Origin of the sequence: Streptomyces sp. SudanB5_2050 (assembly GCF_964272335.1) — a bacterium.
GTDB classification, from domain to species: domain Bacteria; phylum Actinomycetota; class Actinomycetes; order Streptomycetales; family Streptomycetaceae; genus Streptomyces; species Streptomyces rochei.
Genome location: NZ_OZ186760.1, coordinates 3,548,077 through 3,565,254, shown reverse-complemented (window position 1 = coordinate 3,565,254; position 17,178 = coordinate 3,548,077). Strand labels below are relative to the sequence as shown.

General features: G+C 75.4%; 14 protein-coding genes. 5 read left to right on the top strand and 9 right to left on the bottom strand.

Annotated features, from left to right (window positions below; translation table 11 throughout):
• Positions 1-140: 140 nt before the first annotated feature.
• Positions 141-2,750 carry a helicase C-terminal domain-containing protein gene (locus tag ACFZP7_RS15785; protein WP_385634656.1) on the bottom strand — a complete coding sequence of 870 codons (2,610 nt, stop codon included), beginning with the start codon at positions 2,748-2,750 and terminating at the stop codon, positions 141-143.
• A 138-nt stretch (positions 2,751-2,888) separates the two neighbouring features.
• On the opposite strand from ACFZP7_RS15785, the gene ACFZP7_RS15780 reads away from it, so the two are divergent.
• Both ACFZP7_RS15780 and ACFZP7_RS15775 read left to right on the top strand, forming a co-directional pair.
• Entirely contained in the window at positions 2,889-3,908 is a 1,020-nt protein-coding gene (locus ACFZP7_RS15780; protein WP_385634655.1) for a hypothetical protein, read from the top strand.
• A 162-nt stretch (positions 3,909-4,070) separates the two neighbouring features.
• Positions 4,071-4,727 carry an HAD family hydrolase gene (locus ACFZP7_RS15775; RefSeq protein WP_019326625.1) on the top strand — a complete coding sequence of 219 codons (657 nt, stop codon included), beginning with the start codon at positions 4,071-4,073 and terminating at the stop codon, positions 4,725-4,727.
• Here ACFZP7_RS15775 and ACFZP7_RS15770 read toward each other — a convergent pair.
• Positions 4,682-4,954, bottom strand: a complete 273-nt coding sequence (locus ACFZP7_RS15770; protein ID WP_031016144.1) for a hypothetical protein — start codon at positions 4,952-4,954, stop codon at positions 4,682-4,684. The genes ACFZP7_RS15775 and ACFZP7_RS15770 overlap by 46 nt on opposite strands.
• A 162-nt stretch (positions 4,955-5,116) precedes the next feature.
• On the opposite strand from ACFZP7_RS15770, the gene ACFZP7_RS15765 reads away from it, so the two are divergent.
• Positions 5,117-5,500, top strand: coding sequence for a cold-shock protein (locus ACFZP7_RS15765; protein WP_019326623.1), 384 nt, complete (start codon positions 5,117-5,119; stop codon positions 5,498-5,500).
• A gap of 13 nt (positions 5,501-5,513) precedes the next feature.
• Here the strand turns inward: ACFZP7_RS15765 and ACFZP7_RS15760 are convergent, their stop codons facing one another.
• From ACFZP7_RS15760 to ACFZP7_RS15745, 4 genes are all read right to left on the bottom strand, one after another.
• Positions 5,514-6,377 carry a 1,4-dihydroxy-6-naphthoate synthase gene (locus ACFZP7_RS15760; protein WP_030975152.1) on the bottom strand — a complete coding sequence of 288 codons (864 nt, stop codon included), beginning with the start codon at positions 6,375-6,377 and terminating at the stop codon, positions 5,514-5,516.
• Positions 6,367-7,116: a futalosine hydrolase gene (locus tag ACFZP7_RS15755; RefSeq protein ID WP_385634654.1), complete on the bottom strand. Its 750-nt coding sequence runs from the start codon at positions 7,114-7,116 to the stop codon at positions 6,367-6,369. Before ACFZP7_RS15755 ends, ACFZP7_RS15760 begins: the two co-directional genes overlap by 11 nt.
• Complete coding sequence (locus ACFZP7_RS15750; RefSeq protein ID WP_233535363.1) at positions 7,086-7,574, bottom strand: DUF2771 domain-containing protein; 489 nt, start codon at positions 7,572-7,574, stop codon at positions 7,086-7,088. The genes ACFZP7_RS15755 and ACFZP7_RS15750 overlap by 31 nt, the downstream gene beginning before the upstream one ends.
• 73 nt (positions 7,575-7,647) lie before the next feature.
• A complete protein-coding gene (locus tag ACFZP7_RS15745; RefSeq protein WP_019326619.1) occupies positions 7,648-9,039 on the bottom strand; it encodes an MFS transporter in 1,392 nt (463 codons plus the stop codon).
• Positions 9,040-9,394: 355 nt separating this feature from the next.
• On the opposite strand from ACFZP7_RS15745, the gene ACFZP7_RS15740 reads away from it, so the two are divergent.
• Positions 9,395-10,318 carry a DUF3027 domain-containing protein gene (locus ACFZP7_RS15740; RefSeq protein WP_062131726.1) on the top strand — a complete coding sequence of 308 codons (924 nt, stop codon included), beginning with the start codon at positions 9,395-9,397 and terminating at the stop codon, positions 10,316-10,318.
• A 211-nt stretch (positions 10,319-10,529) separates the two neighbouring features.
• Positions 10,530-13,667 (top strand): sacsin N-terminal ATP-binding-like domain-containing protein, encoded by a 3,138-nt coding sequence (locus tag ACFZP7_RS15735; protein ID WP_175462264.1) that lies wholly within the window; start codon positions 10,530-10,532, stop codon positions 13,665-13,667.
• 58 nt (positions 13,668-13,725) lie between these two features.
• Here the strand turns inward: ACFZP7_RS15735 and ACFZP7_RS15730 are convergent, their stop codons facing one another.
• The 3 genes from ACFZP7_RS15730 to ACFZP7_RS15720 form a co-directional block, all read right to left on the bottom strand.
• Positions 13,726-16,119 carry an HAD-IC family P-type ATPase gene (locus tag ACFZP7_RS15730; RefSeq protein ID WP_385634653.1) on the bottom strand — a complete coding sequence of 798 codons (2,394 nt, stop codon included), beginning with the start codon at positions 16,117-16,119 and terminating at the stop codon, positions 13,726-13,728.
• A gap of 99 nt (positions 16,120-16,218) precedes the next feature.
• Positions 16,219-16,779: a GNAT family N-acetyltransferase gene (locus tag ACFZP7_RS15725; protein WP_385634652.1), complete on the bottom strand. Its 561-nt coding sequence runs from the start codon at positions 16,777-16,779 to the stop codon at positions 16,219-16,221.
• A 5-nt stretch (positions 16,780-16,784) separates the two neighbouring features.
• A complete protein-coding gene (locus ACFZP7_RS15720; protein WP_019326614.1) occupies positions 16,785-17,039 on the bottom strand; it encodes a DUF2530 domain-containing protein in 255 nt (84 codons plus the stop codon).
• Positions 17,040-17,178: the final 139 nt, after the last annotated feature.

Sequence of the window (17,178 nt, the reverse complement as noted above, 5' to 3'; positions counted from 1 at the left end):
CCGACCGCCGAAAAATCGATGCGGATTATGAAAAAAGCTCCCTCTCAGGTGCTAATCACCCGGCGTGGCGTGCATGATCCGGCCCGTTCCCCCGGAAGAGGGGGCGCGCAGGAGGTGGCGGAGGGGCGCGTCGGCTCGCTTCAGCCCGCGTCGTCGGCGAGTTCGGCCACACCCGTGATCCGGTGCAGCGGGTAGGTGCGCACCTCGTCCGCCGTGTGGTCGTACGCCGTCACGAAGCCGCCCTCGACCCGGATCGGGGCGATGAGGCGCTGGCTGGCGGCGCCCTCCGCGTTCACGTAGCCGATCCACAGCGCCTCGCCGGTCAGCACGGCCGCCTGCACGGTGGCGAGCGTCTCGGCGGCGCCCGTGCGGGGCAGTTCGCCGCCCGACCGGGCCGGGCCGTCGCCCGCGTCGTCCCCCGGCCCCGGCTTGCGCGGGGTCGTGGAGGCCAGGTCACCGGCCCGGATGGCGCGCACCGCGGCCGTCAGCAGGGTGTCGTCCGGCACCGGCGGACCGTCCGGGACCGGCTGCGGCGCCGCACGCGGCGGGGTGCGGTGGGCGTCGGCGCGGGCGATCAGCACGTCACCGGCGGCGGACTCCGCGGCCGGCGCGAACCCCATCGCGCGCAGCCCCTCCAGCAGCGCCGCCGGGTCGGCCTGCGCGGCCAGCACGGTCGGCGCCAGCCGGCGCAGCCCGAGCCCGGCGGCCCGCTTGTCGGCCAGGATCTCGTCCAGCGTCGCGTCGTCGTCGCAGCGCACGTACGCCGACGCCGCCCCCACCCGCAGCCGCCCGTGCCGCCGGGCCACGTCGTCGATCAGGTACGTCAACGGCTGCGGCACCGGCGTGCGGGAGTGCCGGGCGAGGAAGGCGTGCAGGTCGGCCGCGCTCTGCCCGGCGTCCAGCGCGCGCCGCACCGAGCCCGGCGTGAACCGGTAGACCGTCGCCCCGCCCTTCGACTCCACGTCCGCCAGCACCCCGAGCACATCGGCCAGCTCCCGCTCCAGAGGCCCCGGCGCCACCGCCGTCAGGTCGGCCTGGAGCAGGACGTGGTCCAGCGGCTCGGGGAAGAGCGGCGCGAGCAGCCGGGCGGCGGCCGCGGTGGCGGCGGCCTGCTCGGCGGGGGTCGCGGGGGCGGGCACGGGGGGCGTGCGGTGGTGGTGCACGGGAAGCTTGTCGCCGGGACCCTCGGGCTCGGGCTCCGCCGCCGGGTGCACGGGCTCGGGCGCCCCGATCAGGGCCCGGCCGGGCGCCGCCAGCGCACCGCGCCCGGTGACGCCCAGCAACTCGGCCTCGGACAGCGTCCAGCGGGCGAGCCGGCTGCGCAGGTCTTCCTCCCCCTGGGCCCCCTGGCCCCCTTGGCCCCCTTGGCCCCCCTGGTCCCGCTGCTGCGCCCCGCGCAGGGGCCGCTCCCAGCGCAGCCGGGCCAGCACCGACTCGGCGTCGGGCGCGGCGCCCTCGGGCAGCCCGGCCAGCAGGGCCAGCACCCGGTGCCGCACCTCCGGCGCCGCCGAGCGGTCCAGGTTCGGACCGAGCGCCGAGAGCGTGCGGTCCTTCGCGTCCCGCCCGCCGATCACGCCCGGCGTCCGGGTGGCCGTCAGCCACGACTCGGCCAGCCGCGCCCAGCGCTCGGCCGGCGGCAGCTCCCGCCACTCGTCGTACGCCGGGGTCGCCGCGTACCGCTCGTCGGCCTCCCCGTCGGAGGCGATCAGCCCGGCCGCGTAGGCCAGTTCGACCCAGAAGGCGGCGACCGGCTCGGGCACGTCCAGGGCGACGGCCGTCCGCTTCAGGTCGCGCACGCTCAGCCCGCCGGCCCGCAGCACCGCCGGACCGCCCTCGTCCCACTCCTTCAGCAGCTCCTCCACCGTCGCCAGCGCGGCCAGCGCCTGTCCGGCCGCCGTGGCGTCCACAACCTGTGGACGGTGCGCGGCCGCCGCCTCCACCGGCGGCGGCACCGGCTCGGTCGTACGGTGCGCCCGGCCCCCGCGCAGATGAAGGGCGACCTCCCGGGGCAGGACGACCGTGCCGGGAGCCGTCGGCAGCAGCAGACCCCGGTCCAGCAACGCCCGCAGGTGGGCCGCCGGATCATGCGTGACCTGCCCGTACGGCGGGCCCCACATCAGCCGCTCCAGCACCTCCCGGGACGGTCCGGGCAGGGCGTCCAGGAGCGCCGCCATCCGCGTCCGGTCGGTGAACAGCCCGCCGAGCGCGGTCACGGCGGAGACGGAGTCATGGGTCGAGGAGAGACCGGCCGCCGCGAGGATCTCCTGGATCCGCCCCGGCGACATCCCCGCCGTCGCCTCCCGCACGGTCGGCCCAAGCCCCGTCGGGGAAGGGTGCTGCGCGGACGGCGCGAGCAGCTCGCGGGCGGTGCGCACCAGCCGCAGCCGGTCGTCGGCGCCCCACACCAGGGCCTGCTCGCGCAGCAGGGCGACGGCCCGGGGCAGGGCCGCGGAGACGGCCGGGTCCCCCTCGTCACCGGCCATGAGACCGAGCAGTTCCTCGTACGACGCCGGGTCCTCCGCCACGGCCAGCGCCTCGGCCGTCTGCAGCGCGAACCGGTCCAGCCGCTCCAGGGCGCGGACCACCGAGGCGCGGGTGCCGGCCCGGGTGGCGAGCTGCGTGAGGTCCGTGGGGACGGGCGTGACGAGGTCGGGCCTGCTGCGCAGGAGGGCGGCCAGCGAGACGTCGTCCCTGACGCGGAGCGCCTCCGCGAGGGACCGGGGGGCCGCGGACTTCTCCTCGGTGCTCATCCGGCCCACGGTAGCGGGTGGGTACGACGGCGGGGCGGCGCGTGCGCCGGTGACGTGCGCGGGGGTACCGGCCGTACGGGCGCGGATTGGGTACCGTCGTCCGACGGGGCATCACAACACACCGTCCCGGAGGGGATCGTGGGGATCGAGAGCGACCAGGTCGTCTTCGAGTATCTGAGCCGCGTCGGCGACGTGGCCCAGCAGCGGCAGCTGCCGTCGGCCACCCGCATGCGGCTGGTGTCCGAGCTGCGCGGCGAGATCGACCGGAGCAGGGCGAAGGCCGTGGTGGACAGTCCCGCCGCCGTCCGCCGCATCCTGGACCGGCTGGGCAGCCCCGACGACGTCGTGGACGCGGCGGGCGGCGCGAGCGCGGTGCGGCGGCCGCCGGTGCCGCCGCCGACCGCCGTGCCCGAACAGCCGGACGGCTCGCCGCGCGACGGCGACAAGCGCAGGGGCCTGCGCCGAGCCGTGCCCCGCCCCACCGCTCCCGAGACCGCCCCCGCCCCCGCGCCGGCCGCCTCCCCGCCCCATCTGGCGGGCGCCCACGAACTGGGCGACAGCGCGGCCCGGCGCGACTGGTGGCGGGTGGACAGCGGCCCCTTCGGAGGCATCGGCGACGAGGTGCCCGGTTTCGTCGGCGGGGTGGAGATCCCCGACCTGCTGAAGCCCCCGCCGCGGGAACGGGACGAGACCGAGCGCGAGGAACGGGAGCGGCGCGCCGCCGAGAAGACCGCGCCGGCCCGGGAGGCGGCCGAGCCGGTCGTCGCGGAGCCGGCCGCGTCCCGGCGCCGCCGCCTGCCCCGCCTGTGGCCCGAGGGCGGATGGAACAACCCCCTGCTCCTGCTGGCCGCCGCCCTGCTGATCGCCGGCGCCGTCATGGGCAGCCTGGTCCCGCTGGGCCTGGGCTGGCTGATCGCCTACCTCTCCCGCAGGCTGACCCCCGCCCAGTCGAAGTGGGCGGTGCTGGGCCTGCCCGGCACGGTCGCCGCCGCCGGGGTCGTCTGGCTCTGGGGCCGCACGGAGGGCCGCTGGGGCGACCCCATCGCCGAGGGCCGGATGAACGCCGCGGTCGCCGAGACCTGGCCCTGGACCCTGCGCACCGCCGCCGTCGCCACGGCCCTCTACCTCCTGTGGCACACCCGCCGGCCACGGGGCTGAGCGGCGCGACGCCCCACCGCCACCCGCCCCGCCCGGGCGGAGGGCGCCACGACCCGACGGGGGCCACGCTCGGCCCGGGCCGCATGCCCGCACCCGGCGCCGCCCCGTGCCGTGGCACACCGCCCGCCCGGCCCCGGCGGCCCTCCCGGCACAATGGAGCCCATGGCCACCACCACCCGCCCCGCGCCCACCGTCGGTTTCGATCTCGACATGACGCTGATCGACTCGCGGCCCGGCATCCGCGCCTGCTACCTGGCGCTGACCGAGCGGACCGGGACCTACGTCGACGCCGACCTGGCCGTCACCCGGCTCGGGCCGCCGCTGGTGGAGGAGCTGGCCCACTGGTTCCCGGCCGAGGAGATCGAGGCCGTCGCCGACCTGTACCGGGAGATGTACCCGACGTACGCCGTCGCCGCCACGCCCGCGCTGCCCGGCGCCCGCGAGGCCGTCGCCGCCGTCCGCGAGGCGGGCGGACGGGCGATCGTCGTCACCGCCAAGTACGAGCCGAACGCCAAGCTCCACCTGGCCCACCTCGGCATCGAGCCGGACGCCGTGATCGGCGACCTGTGGGCCGAGCAGAAGGCCGTCGCTCTGCGCGAGCACGGCGCGGAGGTGTACGTCGGCGACCACCTCGGCGACGTCCGCGGCGCCCGCGCCGCCGGAGCCCGCTCCGTGGCCGTGGCCAGCGGCCCGTGCGACGCCGAGGAGCTGCGCGCGGCCGGCGCCGACGTGGTCCTCGGCGATCTGACGGAGTTCCCGGCGTGGCTCGCGGACTACCGCGCGGCCGGCGCCGGCGGAGCGGACGCCGCCCGGGCCTGACGCCGGCCCGCCGCGATCGACCGGAAGACCCCGGCCCCGGCGATGAGGAAGCCCACTCCCATCAGCATGCTCAGCACGAACATGTAGGTCGGGAACGGCGTCGTGCCCAGCAGCAGCGGGGCCACCGTGACCAGAGTGGCCACGGCACCGACGAAGAAGACGATCGCACCGGCGCGGATCAGTCGGTCACCGGGCGCGGCGGAATTCGTTTGGGTTTTGTCACGCACCCGACCAGGGTAGTTCCCAGCCCTGAGGAACAGCCGGGGGACGTCTTGTCACCGGCCCGAAGACCATTAGCCTGGGTACCGGCGGGTCGGACGACCCGCCCGAGTGCTATCAAGAGCCGTTTCCGAGCAGTTTTTCCGACGAGTACGAGGACGAGGACAGACGTGCCTACCGGCAAGGTCAAGTGGTTCAACAGCGAGAAGGGCTTCGGCTTCCTCTCCCGCGACGACGGCGGTGACGTCTTCGTGCATTCCTCGGTCCTCCCCGCCGGAGTCGAGGCACTGAAGCCGGGGCAGCGAGTCGAGTTCGGCGTGGTCGCCGGGCAGCGCGGTGACCAGGCACTCTCCCTCACCCTGCTGGACCCGGCGCCCTCGGTCGCCGCGGCCCAGCGCAAGAAGCCCGACGAGCTGGCGTCGATCGTCCAGGACCTGACGACGCTCCTGGAGAACATCACCCCGATGCTGGAGCGCGGACGCTACCCCGACAAGGCCGCCGGCAAGAAGATCGCCGGGCTGCTGCGGGCGGTCGCCGACCAGCTCGACGTCTGACCCGCCCCGCCCCTTACGGGAACGCCAGCGCGTCCGGGCCGAGGGCCGGTACCAGGCCCTCGGCCGCCGCGCGGGTCAGCAGGCCCCGGATCGCCGCGTAGCCGTCCTCGCCGAGGTCGGCGGTGAACTCGTTGACGTACAGCCCGATGTGCTGGTCGGCGACGGCCGGGTCCATCTCCTGGGCGTGCTCCATCACGTACGGCCGGGACGCCTCGGGGTCGTCCCAGGCCGCGCGGACCGAGGCGCGCACGGAGTCGGCCAGCCGGGTCAGCGTCTCCTCGCCCAGCGACCGCTTGGCGATGATCGCGCCGAGCGGGATCGGCAGCCCGGTGGTCTGCTCCCAGTGCTCGCCCATGTCGGCGAGCTTGTGCAGCCCGTAGTTCCGGTACGTGAAGCGCGCCTCGTGGATCACCAGCCCCGCGTCGACCTTGCCGTCCCGCACCGCCGGCATGATCTCGTGGAACGGCATGACGACGATCTCGCCGACGCCGCCGGGCACGGTGTCCGCCGCCCAGAGGCGGAACAGCAGGTAGGCCGTCGAGGTCTCGCTCGGCACCGCGACGGTGCGCCCGCGCAGGTCGGCGTCGGCCTCCCGGGTCAGCACCAGCGGGCCGCAGCCCCGGCCCAGCGCGCCGCCGCAGGGCAGCAGCGCGTACTCGCCGAGGACGTACGGCAGTACGGCGTACGACACCTTCAGCACGTCCGACTCGCCGCGCTCGGCCATGCCGTTGGTGATGTCGATGTCCGCGAAGGTCACGTCGAGGGCGGGGGCGCCGGGGACGCGGCCGTGGGCGAGGGCGTCGAAGACGAAGGTGTCGTTCGGGCAGGGGGAGTAGGCGATCCGCAGGGTGTCGGTCGGCAGGGGCTCAGTCGTCATGTGGGTTCCAACTCGTGAGGACGGGGGCGAGCTTCCCGAAGGCGTCCGTCAGGGCCGCCAGCGCGTCGCCGATGCGCCAGGCGGCGCGGTCGCGCGGGCCCACCGGGTTGGACACCGCGCGCAGTTCCAGCACGGGCACGCCGTGCGCGGCGGCGGCCTCGGCGACGCCGAAGCCCTCCATCCCCTCGGCCAGGGCGCGCGGGTGGCGGGCGCGCAGCAGCGCGGCGCGTTCGGCGGTGCCGGTGACGGTGGACCCGGTCAGGACGGTCCCGGCGCGGGCGCCGGTCGCGGCGGCGACGGCGCCGACCAGGCCGGCGGGCGGGAGGTGGGTGACGGTGCCGAAGCCGAGTTCGGTCACCGGCAGGAAGCCGTCGGCCGTCTCCGCCCCCAGGTCGGCGGCGGTGATCTCGTCGGCGACGACGAGGGAGCCGACGGGCGCGTGCGGTGCGAAGCCGCCGCCGATGCCGGCCGAGACGACCAGGGCGTAGGGGGCGCCGTCGAGGGCCGCGGCGGTCAGCGCGGCGGCCGTGGACGCGGCGGCGAGGGCGGGGCCGACGCCCGCCGCGAGGAGGTCGGGGCCGTGCGGCGGCCGGTGGAGGGTGATTCCGGGGCGGGTCACCTGTGTGCGGGCACCCGGGAACGCCTCAGCCACCGCGTCCCGTTCGACGGGGACCGCGGTGGCCACGAGGACGCGTACGGAGGACGTGGTCAGTCGTCCTTCTTCAGCCGGAAGGACCACAGACCGGTGGCCTCCTCGCTGTCGTCCTTGCCGTCGCCGGCCTTGATGGTGACGAGCGTGGAGTCGCCCTGGGCGCCGTACTGGGCGTTGAAGAACACGCTGCCCGGCACCGTGCGGTACGTGTTGTCCGTGTCGTCGGTCAGCTGCTGACCGTTCATCAGGATCGTCCAGCGCTCGTCCGCGACCTCCGGGTCCACGCCGAAGCGGACGGTGTCGTCGGGGTTGACCGTGATGGACTCGACGTCGTCGTCCTGGAGGCACTTCTGGATCTCGGCGGTCTCCAGGGTCTTGCCCTCGCCGCCGCAGGTGGCCTCGGAGCTGACCGAGTCGCTGCCGACCGTGACCGTCGACATCGGGGTCGGCTGGTCGCAGGCGGACAGCAGGAGCAGTCCGGCGGATACGGCGCCGGCGGCGGCGACGGCGCGGCGGCGTCGCACAGCGGATTGCAACGTGGTCATGGCCGAAGGCTATACGGCGCCCCCGGCCCGCTCCCCACCTGGGTACGGCGTGGCGTGATCACGCCACCGCGCATCAGGCCACCCTCGGCCGGGCCGTTCCCTTGTGCCGGGCCGAGTCGACCAGTCCCCGTACGGTCGTCAGCCACCCGGCGGCGACGATCGCCGCTCCGACCGCGAGGCCCAGCGTGCCGTTGAGCGGCAGCACGATGCCGACCGCTCCGCCCAGCACCCACGCCACCTGGAGCAGTGTCTCCGAACGCGCGAACGCCGAGGTGCGCACCTGCTCCGGCACGTCCCGCTGGATCAGGGCGTCCAGCGACAGCTTCGCCAGCGCCTGCGCGAACCCGGCGACCGCCGCCAGGCACGCCACCAGCACGGTGCTGAAGAACACCGCCGCCGTGACCGCCGTGCCCAGCACCACGGCGAGGACGGTCACGATGATGATCTCCGGCGCGCGGGCGCGCAGCCACGCCCCGACCGCCGTGCCCAGCGCGTTGCCCGCGCCGGCCGCGACGCCCACGATGCCCATGGAGACGGCCGCGCTCTGCCCGGACAGCGGGTGCACCCGCAGCAGGAACGCCAGGAAGAAGATGAGGAAGCCGGTCAGGCAGCGGACCGCGGCGTTGGCGGCCAGCGCGTGGGTCACCGCCGGGCCCACCGTGCGCAGCCCGGGGCGCTTGACGGGCTTGCGGTGCGGCCCGTGCAGGTGCCGCTCGTCGGCGGCGAGCAGCGCCCGGTCCTCGCCCCGCGCCGAGTCGACCTTGGGCGGCAGGGTGAAGGAGAGCACCGTCCCCGCGACGAAGATCACGAAGGCGCCGTACAGCGGCCAGCGCGGCCCCACCGCCTGGAGGCCGGCCGCGATCGGCGCGGCGACGCCGGTGGCGAGCAGTCCGCACAGCGTGACCCGGGAGTTCGCCTTCACCAGGGAGAACCGCGGGGGCAGCAGCCGCGGCACCACCGCGCTTCTGACCACGCCGTAGGCCTTCGAGGCGACCAGCACCCCGAGCGCCGCCGGATACATCTCGATGCTGCCGCTGATCACCGCCCCGGACAGCACCAGCGCGAGCAGGGCCCGGGCGCCCATCGCGGCCGCCATCGCGGCGCGCCGGCCGTGCGGCAGGCGGTCCAGCAGCGGGCCGATCACCGGGGCGAGGAGGGTGAACGGGGCCATGGTGATGGCCAGGTAGAGCGCGACCCGTCCGCGCGCCTCGTCGGTCGGCACGGAGAAGAAGACGGTGGAGGCGAGCGCGACGGTGATCATCACGTCGCCGGCGCCGTTCACGCCGTGCAGTTCGATCAGCTTGCCGAGGCCGGACTCGCCGGCGCCGTGCGCGTGCGTCGCCTTGCGGATGCCGCGCGCCGTCCCGGTCACCGGCAGGCGCAGGGCCCGGCCGACCGCACGGAACCGGGAGCCGGGACCACGCCCCCGGCTCCCGCCCTTGAACTCCGTCCGTGCGGCTGCCACCCCGTCATAGTGCCCCGGAAGCCGGGGCCATAGCGTCCTTACGGCACGTATGGCGGCGTTCGAGTCGGGTGACACCCGTGTCGCGGCGGGCCGGCGCCACCGCGCGACGCGCGGCCGTACCCCGCCGAAACTCCCGTCGGTGTAGGCCCAGCGCACGGGAACAGGTAGCGTGCGTAGCGCGCCGTGGCGAACGTTCTCGGCCGCGCGCCGTACGGCCATCCCGCAGAATGGATGACGTAGGTGCGCCCGAGCGCGATCGGGCGCGGACGTCGACGCGGTCCCCAGGTCCGCTCCGTCCGCCCCCTCGCAGGCAGTGGCGCACTCGTGAGACGGCGTATGGAGAGAAGCGATACCTGTGAGCGCAGCGACAACGCGAAGCCGCACCCCTGACCGCCTGTGCGCCGAGGCTGTCGACCTCGCCCGGTCCGCGGCCGAGGAGGCCGCCGCCCCCGGTGTGGTCGGCGAGCACGAGGGGATGGTGTCGGAGGGCGACCGGGTCGTCACCCACTACTTCGCCTGCAAGGAGCTGGGGTACCGCGGCTGGCGGTGGGCCGTCACCGTCGCCCGTGCCTCCCGCGCCAAGATCGTCACGGTGGACGAGGCGGTGCTGCTGCCCGGCCCGGACGCTCTCCTCGCCCCCGAGTGGGTGCCCTGGAGCGAGCGGCTGCGGCCCGGCGACATGGGCCCCGGGGACCTGCTGCCGACCGACGCGGACGACCTGAGGCTGGAGCCCGGCTGGACCGGCGAGGACGAGCCGCCGCCGAACTCCGCGGTCTCCGACGAGATGGCCGCCCTGGTGGAGGCCGAGGACGCGGAGGTCACGGCGGGCCCGCCCGCCGAACTGCCGGCCGTCCCGGCCCGCGGCACCATCTCCGCGGTCGCCGAGGAGCTGGGCCTGCGCCGCTCGCGGGTGCTGTCCCGGTACGGGCTGCACGTCGCCGCCGACCGCTGGGAGGAGTCCTTCGGGCCGAAGACCGCGATGGCGCAGGCGGCCCCCGCCTCCTGCGTGAGCTGCGGCTTCCTCGCCCGGATCGGCGGCTCGCTGGGGCAGGCCTTCGGCGTGTGCGCCAACGAGTTCTCCCCGGCCGACGGGCGGGTCGTGTCGCTCGCCTACGGGTGCGGCGGGCACTCGGAGGCGGCGGTGATGCCGAAGCCGCCGCGGGTGGCTCCGCCGGTGATCGACGAGACGCGGGTCGATCCGTTCCCGCTCAGGCCGGCGGCGGATTCCGGGTCGGTGTCGGTGGCCGAGGACGACGCGGCGGATCTCGGGCACTCGTAGGTCCTGCGTAGGTTCTCTCGCAGGTCCCTCGCGGGTCCCTCGAGGGTCCCGCGCAGCCCCCTCGTAGGTCCGGGGAGCGGTGCGCGTCCGCGGGTGCGGGCGGGTCGTGGCCCGCGTCCCCGCAGGCCGCGCTCCCGGCGCCTTTCGGCCCGACGGCCTCGTCCTCGATCGCCGGGCGGGCCGGACGAGGCGGTACCTTCGTGGTCCGTCGATGAGGAGAGTCACCGTGAGCATGTTCGTGCAGCCGGCCGCCGAGGGCGCCGACCCGTTCGGCACGGCACGTCTGCGGCGCGGGGTGCTGGACGCCTGGGCCACCAGCCCGGCCCGGTTCCGTGAGGACGCCAACGCCGAGGAGGATCTCGTCCTCGGCGGCTACCGCGACCGGCTCGTCGTCGAGCTGGCGCAGAACGCCGCCGACGCCGCCGCCCGGGCGGGCGTGCCCGGACGGCTCCGGCTCACCCTGCGCGACGGCGTCCTGGTCGCCGCCAACACCGGTGCCCCGCTGGACGCGGCCGGCGTCGAGTCGCTGTCCACGCTGCGCGCCTCCGCCAAGCGGGACGCCGGGCCGGGTGCCGTCGGCCGGTTCGGAGTCGGCTTCGCCGCCGTCCTCGCGGTCACCGACGAGCCCGCCGTCGTCGGCCGGCACGGCGGCGTGCGCTGGTCGCTGGCCGAGGCGCGGGGGCTGGCCGGTGACACCGCCCTGCACAGCCCCGGACTGGGCGACGAGATCCGGCGGCGCGACGGGCACGTCCCGCTGCTGCGGCTGCCGTTCCCCGCCGAGGGCAGCGCCCCGAGCCCCTACGACACGGCCGTCATCCTGCCGCTGCGCGACACGGCCGCCGCCGACCTCGCCGAACGGCTCCTGAACGCCGTGGACGACGCCCTGCTCCTCGCCCTCCCGGGCCTGGAGGAGGTCGTGGTCGAGACCGGGGACGAGACGCGCACGCTCGCCCGTCGCAGCGAAGGTCCCCTGACCGTCGTCGAGGACTCCCGGGAGGGCACCACCCGCTGGCGCACCAGTGCCGCGCACGGCCCGCTCACCCCCGACCTCCTCGCCGACCGGCCGGTCGAGGAGCGGCTGCGCCCGCACTGGTCGGTGACCTGGGCGGTGCCCGTGGACGCCGACGGCGGCCCCGTCCGCCCCCGCACCGGCCCCGTCCTGCACGCCCCCACGCCCAGCGACGAACCCCTCGGCGTGCCCGCCCTGCTCATCGCGTCGTACCCGCTGGACTCCACCCGCCGGCACGCCGCGCGCGGTCCGCTGACCGACTTCCTGACCGAGCGGGCGGCGGACGCCTACGCCGGACTGCTCGCCGACTGGCGCCCGGTCGGCGCCGGCCTGGTCGACCTCGTGCCCGGCCCGCTCGGCAAGGGCGAACTGGACGGCGCGCTGCGTCGGGCGATTCTCGAACGGCTGCCCCGCACCGCCTTCCTGCCGCCCGCCGTCCCGCCGCGCGAGGACGACCCCGACCTGCCCGAGTCCCTGCGCCCCCGCGACGCCGAGGTGGTCGAGGGCGCGGGCGCCGACACCGTACGGGTCCTCGCGGAGGTGCTGCCGACGCTGCTGCCCGCCGGGCTGGAGCGCCGGGTGGAGCTGCGCACGCTGGGCGTGGCCCGGGTGCCGCTGACCGACGCGATCGACCGGCTGGCGGGGCTGGAGAAGGCCCCCGACTGGTGGCGGCGGCTCTACGACAGCCTCGCCGGGGTCGACCCCGACCGGCTGTCCGGGCTGCCCGTGCCCCTCGCCGACGGCCGCACGACCATCGGCCCCCGGCAGGTGCTGCTGCCCTCCCCGGACGCCGCCTCCCTCGACCCGGAGGTCCTCACCCGCCTCGGTCTGAAGGTCGCCCACCCGGACGCCGCCCACCCGCTCCTGGAGAAGCTCGGCGCCCTCCCGGCCACCCCGCGCGCGGTGCTCACCACCCCGCAGGTCCGCGCCGCCGTCGCCGCCTCCCTGGACGACGAGGGCGGCACCAACTGGGAGGAGGACACCCTCGACGCCGACGAACTGGCCGACACCGTCCTCGGCCTGGTCCGCGACGCCGGACTCGAACCCGGCGACGAACCCTGGCTCGGCGCCCTCGCCCTGCCCGACGAGGACGGCGAACTCTCCCCGGCCGGCGAACTGGTCTACCCCGACGGCCCCTTCGCCCGGGTCATGCGCGAGGACGAACTCGCCGCCGTGGACGCCGAACTGGCCGAGAAGTGGGGCCCGGAGCCGCTGGCCGCCTGCGGTGTCCTCGTCACCTTCGCCCTGGTCCGCGCCACCGACGTCGTCCTCGACCCCGACGAACTGGAGCCCCGCGAGGGCGACTTCGCCGAGCCGGACGACCCGGGCCTGCTGGACGCCGTGGACGTGTGGAGCGAGGACGTCCTCGACCGCTTCCCCGACAGCCCCGTCCCGCCGGTCGCCACCGAGATCGTCGCCGTGCGCGACCTGGACCTGGTGGACGACGACCGCTGGCCCGAGGCCCTGGCCATGCTCTCCCGGCCGCCGCTGCGCGACGCCCTGGTCCAACCAGTGCGCATCCTGCTGCACGACGGCACCCACGAGGTCGTACGGCCCTACACCGCGTGGTGGCTGCGCGGGCACCCCGTGCTCGGCGGACGCCGCCCGGCCGGTCTGCGCGCGGCGGGCGGCGACCCGCTGCTGCGCGGCCTGTACGACGAGGCCGACGCGTCCGGCTTCGAGGACGAGCAGGTGCTGCGGGCGCTGGGCGTACGCACCTCGGTGGCCGCCCTGCTCGACGAGCCCGGCGGCGCGGCCGAGCTGCTGGACCGCCTCGCCGACCCCGACCGCCCCGTCACCGCCGCCCAGCTGCACGCCCTCTACGGCGCGCTGGCCGACCTGGACCCGGAGCTGGTCACCCTGCCGGACGAGGTGCGGGCCGTGGTCGACGGGCGGGTGGAGGTGGTGGACGCCGCCGGCGCCGTGGTCGTCGACTCGCCCGACCTGCTGCCCTTCACCGCCGGCGTCCCGCTGCTGCCGGTGCGCCCGGCCCGTGCCGCCGAGCTGGCGGAGCTGTTCCAGGTGCGGCGGCTGAGCGAGTCCGTCACCGGCCGGGTCGACTCCGAGGGCACCGAGCACGAGGTGCCGGAGTCCGTGCGGGTGCTGCTCGGGGCGCGGACCCCGGCGTCGTACGTGGAGCACGAGGAGCTGGTCGTCGACGGTGTGGAGATCGACTGGCGGCTGACGGACGACGGGGTGCTGCACGCCGCGACCCTGGAGGGCGTGGCCGCAGGGCTCGCCTGGGCGGCGGGGCAGTGGCCGCGGCGCTTCGAGGTGGCGGCGCTGCTGGAGGACTCCTCGCGCACGGAGGAGCTGGCCAGGGACCGCTGGTTCGACTAGCGGTCCGCGAAGACGGCGGACGTCCCTCCCCCGTGAGCGGCTCCGCCGTCGACAGGGCCTAGGCCGGAAGGCGCCGGTCCACCCACCTCCACGCCAGTTCCAGAACGGCCGCCGCCCCCGCCGCGATGCCGACGGCCGCCCACGGCATGGTCACGCCCACCAGCTTCAGCGCGAAGAAGTCCTGGAGCCACGGCACCGCCAGGACCACCACGAACCCCAGGCCCATCGCCGCGACCAGTCCCACCCGCCACCAGGTGTAGGGGCGGGCGACGATCGCCAGCACCCACATCGAGACCAGGAACAGCGTCAGCGTCGCCACGCTCGTCTCCGCGTCCAGCGCCCCGGGCCCGGAGTAGTGCTGCCGGGCCACGAGGTACGTCGTGAAGGTCGCCGCCGCGGCCACCACGCCGCCCGGGATCGCGTACCGCATCACCCGGCGCACGAAGTGGGGCCGGGCCCGTTCCTTGTTCGGGGCGAGGGCCAGGAAGAAGGCGGGGACGCCGATGGTGAGCGTCGAGAGCAGGGTGAGGTGGCGGGGCAGGAACGGATACTCGACCTGCGAGCAGACCACCAGGATCGCCAGCAGCACCGAGTACACGGTCTTCACCAGGAACAGGGTCGCGACCCGGGTGATGTTGCCGATGACCCGGCGGCCCTCGGCCACCACCGACGGCAGCGTGGCGAAGCTGTTGTTCAGCAGCACGATCTGCGCGACCGCCCGGGTGGCCTCCGAGCCGGAGCCCATCGCCACGCCGATGTCGGCGTCCTTGAGGGCCAGGACGTCGTTGACGCCGTCGCCGGTCATCGCGACGGTGTGACCGCGCGACTGGAGGGCGCCCACCATGACCCGCTTCTGCTGCGGGGTGACCCGGCCGAAGACCGTGCCCTCGTCGAGCGCCCCGGCCATCTCCTCCCGTCCGGCGGGCAGCCGGCGCGCGTCGACCGTGGCGCCGGACAGCCCCAGCTTGGCGGCCACCGCCCCGACCGACACCGCGTTGTCGCCGGAGATCACCTTGGCGCGGACGTCCTGGTCGGCGAAGTAGCGCAGGGTGTCGGCGGCGTCCGGGCGCAGCCGCTGCTCCAGGACGACCAGGGCGGTGGGCGTGACGCCCTCGCTCACCCCGGGGTCGTCCAGCTCCCGGGTCGCGCGGGCGAGAAGCAGCACCCGCAGGCCCTGCTCGTTGAGCCGCCCGGTCTCGGCGAGGGCCGGGTCGTCCTCCGCCAGCAGCACGTCCGGCGCGCCCAGCAGCCACGTACTGGAGGTGCCGTCGCCCTCGCTGAAGGCGGCGCCGCTGTACTTGCGGGCGGAGGAGAAGGGCAGCGACTCGGTGCAGCGCCACTCCTCGGGGGCCGGGTACGCGGCGATCACCGCCTGGAGGGAGGCGTTCGGGCGCGGGTCGGACTCGCCGAGGGCGCCGAGCACCGTACGCACGTACTCCTCGTCGGCGCCGTCGAGCGGGCGGAGCCCGGTGACGTCCATGCCGCCCTCGGTGAGGGTGCCGGTCTTGTCGAGGCAGACCGTGTCGACCCGGGCCAGGCCCTCGATGGCGGGCAGTTCCTCCACGAGGCACTGCTTGCGGCCGAGCCGGATCACGCCGATCGCGAAGGCGACGGAGGTCAGCAGGACCAGGCCCTCCGGGACCATGGGCACGATGCCGCCGACGGTCCGGGCGATGGAGTCGTCCAGCTCGTCGTTCTCGGCGAGGAGCTGGCTGAGGATCAGGCCGATCGCGGTCGGGACCATCATCCAGGTGACGTACTTCAGGATCGTGGAGATGCCGGAGCGCAGCTCGGACTGGACCAGGGTGAAGCGGGACGCCTCCTCGGCGAGCTGTGCGGCGTACGCCTCGCGGCCCACCTTGGTCGCCTGGAACGCGCCGCCGCCCGCGACCACGAAGCTGCCGGACATCACCTGGTCGCCGGGGCGCTTGACGACCGGATCGGCCTCACCCGTCAGCAGCGACTCGTCGATCTCCAGCCCGTCGGACTCGACGCACACCCCGTCGACGACGACCTTGTCGCCGGGCCCGATCTCGATGACGTCGTCCAGCACGATCTCGGAGGTGCTGATCTCGGCGGACGTCCCGTCCCGGCGCACGGTCGGCCGGACCTCGCCGATCAGGGCCAGGGAGTCCAGGGTCTTCTTCGCGCGCCACTCCTGGACGATGCCGATGCCGGTGTTGGCGAGGATCACGAAGCCGAACAGGCTGTCCTGGATCGGCGCGACGAACAGCATGATCACCCACAGCACGCCGATGATCGCGTTGAAGCGGGTGAGGACGTTGGCGCGGACGATGTCGGTCAGGGACCGGCTGCTGCGCACGGGCACGTCGTTGACCTGGCCGCGCGCCACCCGTTCGGCGACCCCGGCCGCCGTCAGGCCGGTCGCCGGGGTCGGGGTGTGGACGGGGCGCGCGGAGTCGAGTCGGTCGTCCGCGTCGAGATGCGTCATGCATTCGACGGTACGTGCGGTTCTGGGGGCTCACCCGCCGAAGGTGCGGAAGTTCCGACCAGGGGATGACGGGACGACGGGCCGCATGATGCCCCGGTACTACGGGGTGGGGACCGTGGGGCCGTACGGGGCCGGGCCCGGTTCCTCGGGGCGGTGCGGGTCCGCCGGGCCGCGCAGGTCGCCGAGGTCGCGCCGGAAGGTCAGCCCGGGGCGTCCGTCGAGCAGCGTCTCGCCGGTGCGGACGAAGCCGGTGTGGGTGAGCACGGCCCGCGAGGCGGCGTTGTCGACGGTGGCCGCGGCCCGCAGCGCGGTCAGCCCGTAGGCGCGGGCGGCGAGGGCGCAGACCTCCCGTACGGCCCGGGTGGCCAGGCCCTGCCCGGCGGCCCGCTCCGCGATCCGGTAGCCGAGGTCGGCGACGCCCTGCTCCACGTCGACGAGGTTGACCCGGCCCAGCACCTCGCCGCCCGTGCCGACCAGCACGTGGAAGTGGCAGACGCCGGCCTCCTGCTCGGCCAGCAGAGCGTGGATCCGCTCCTCGAAGTGGGCGAAGTAGTCGTCGCCCCGGTCGGGCACCCGGGCGGCGAACCAGGCCCGGTTCTCCCGCTCGAAGGCGAGCAGGGCGGGGATGTGGTCGGCCCGCAGCCGCCGCAGCTCGGGCACGGCCGTCAGTCCGCGTCCCGCGCGGCCCGCTTCAGGGCGGCGTCGCGGCCCCGCACGTACCAGATGCCGATCAGGCCCAGTCCGCCGCCGGCCAGGCAGGTCCACACCCACCAGGTGTGCCCGTGCTCGTCGAACCAGCCGTAGAAGGGCAGCTGCGCCAGGAAGAGGACGAACCAGAGGACGGTGCCGCCGACGATGGTCGGAACCACGGGGCCCTCCAGGGGCTCCGGCGCCTCGTGCGTGGGTGTCCACTTCGTCATGCGTACAGCTTACGAGGCACCCGGCGGCGGGCCGAGGGGCCCCGCGCCACCCCGGGTCTACGCGCGGAGATAGCGATCTCGGGCTCATACGTTCATACTGAATCCGTTTGTCTCTGACCGCTTTCATTCGTAGAAAACA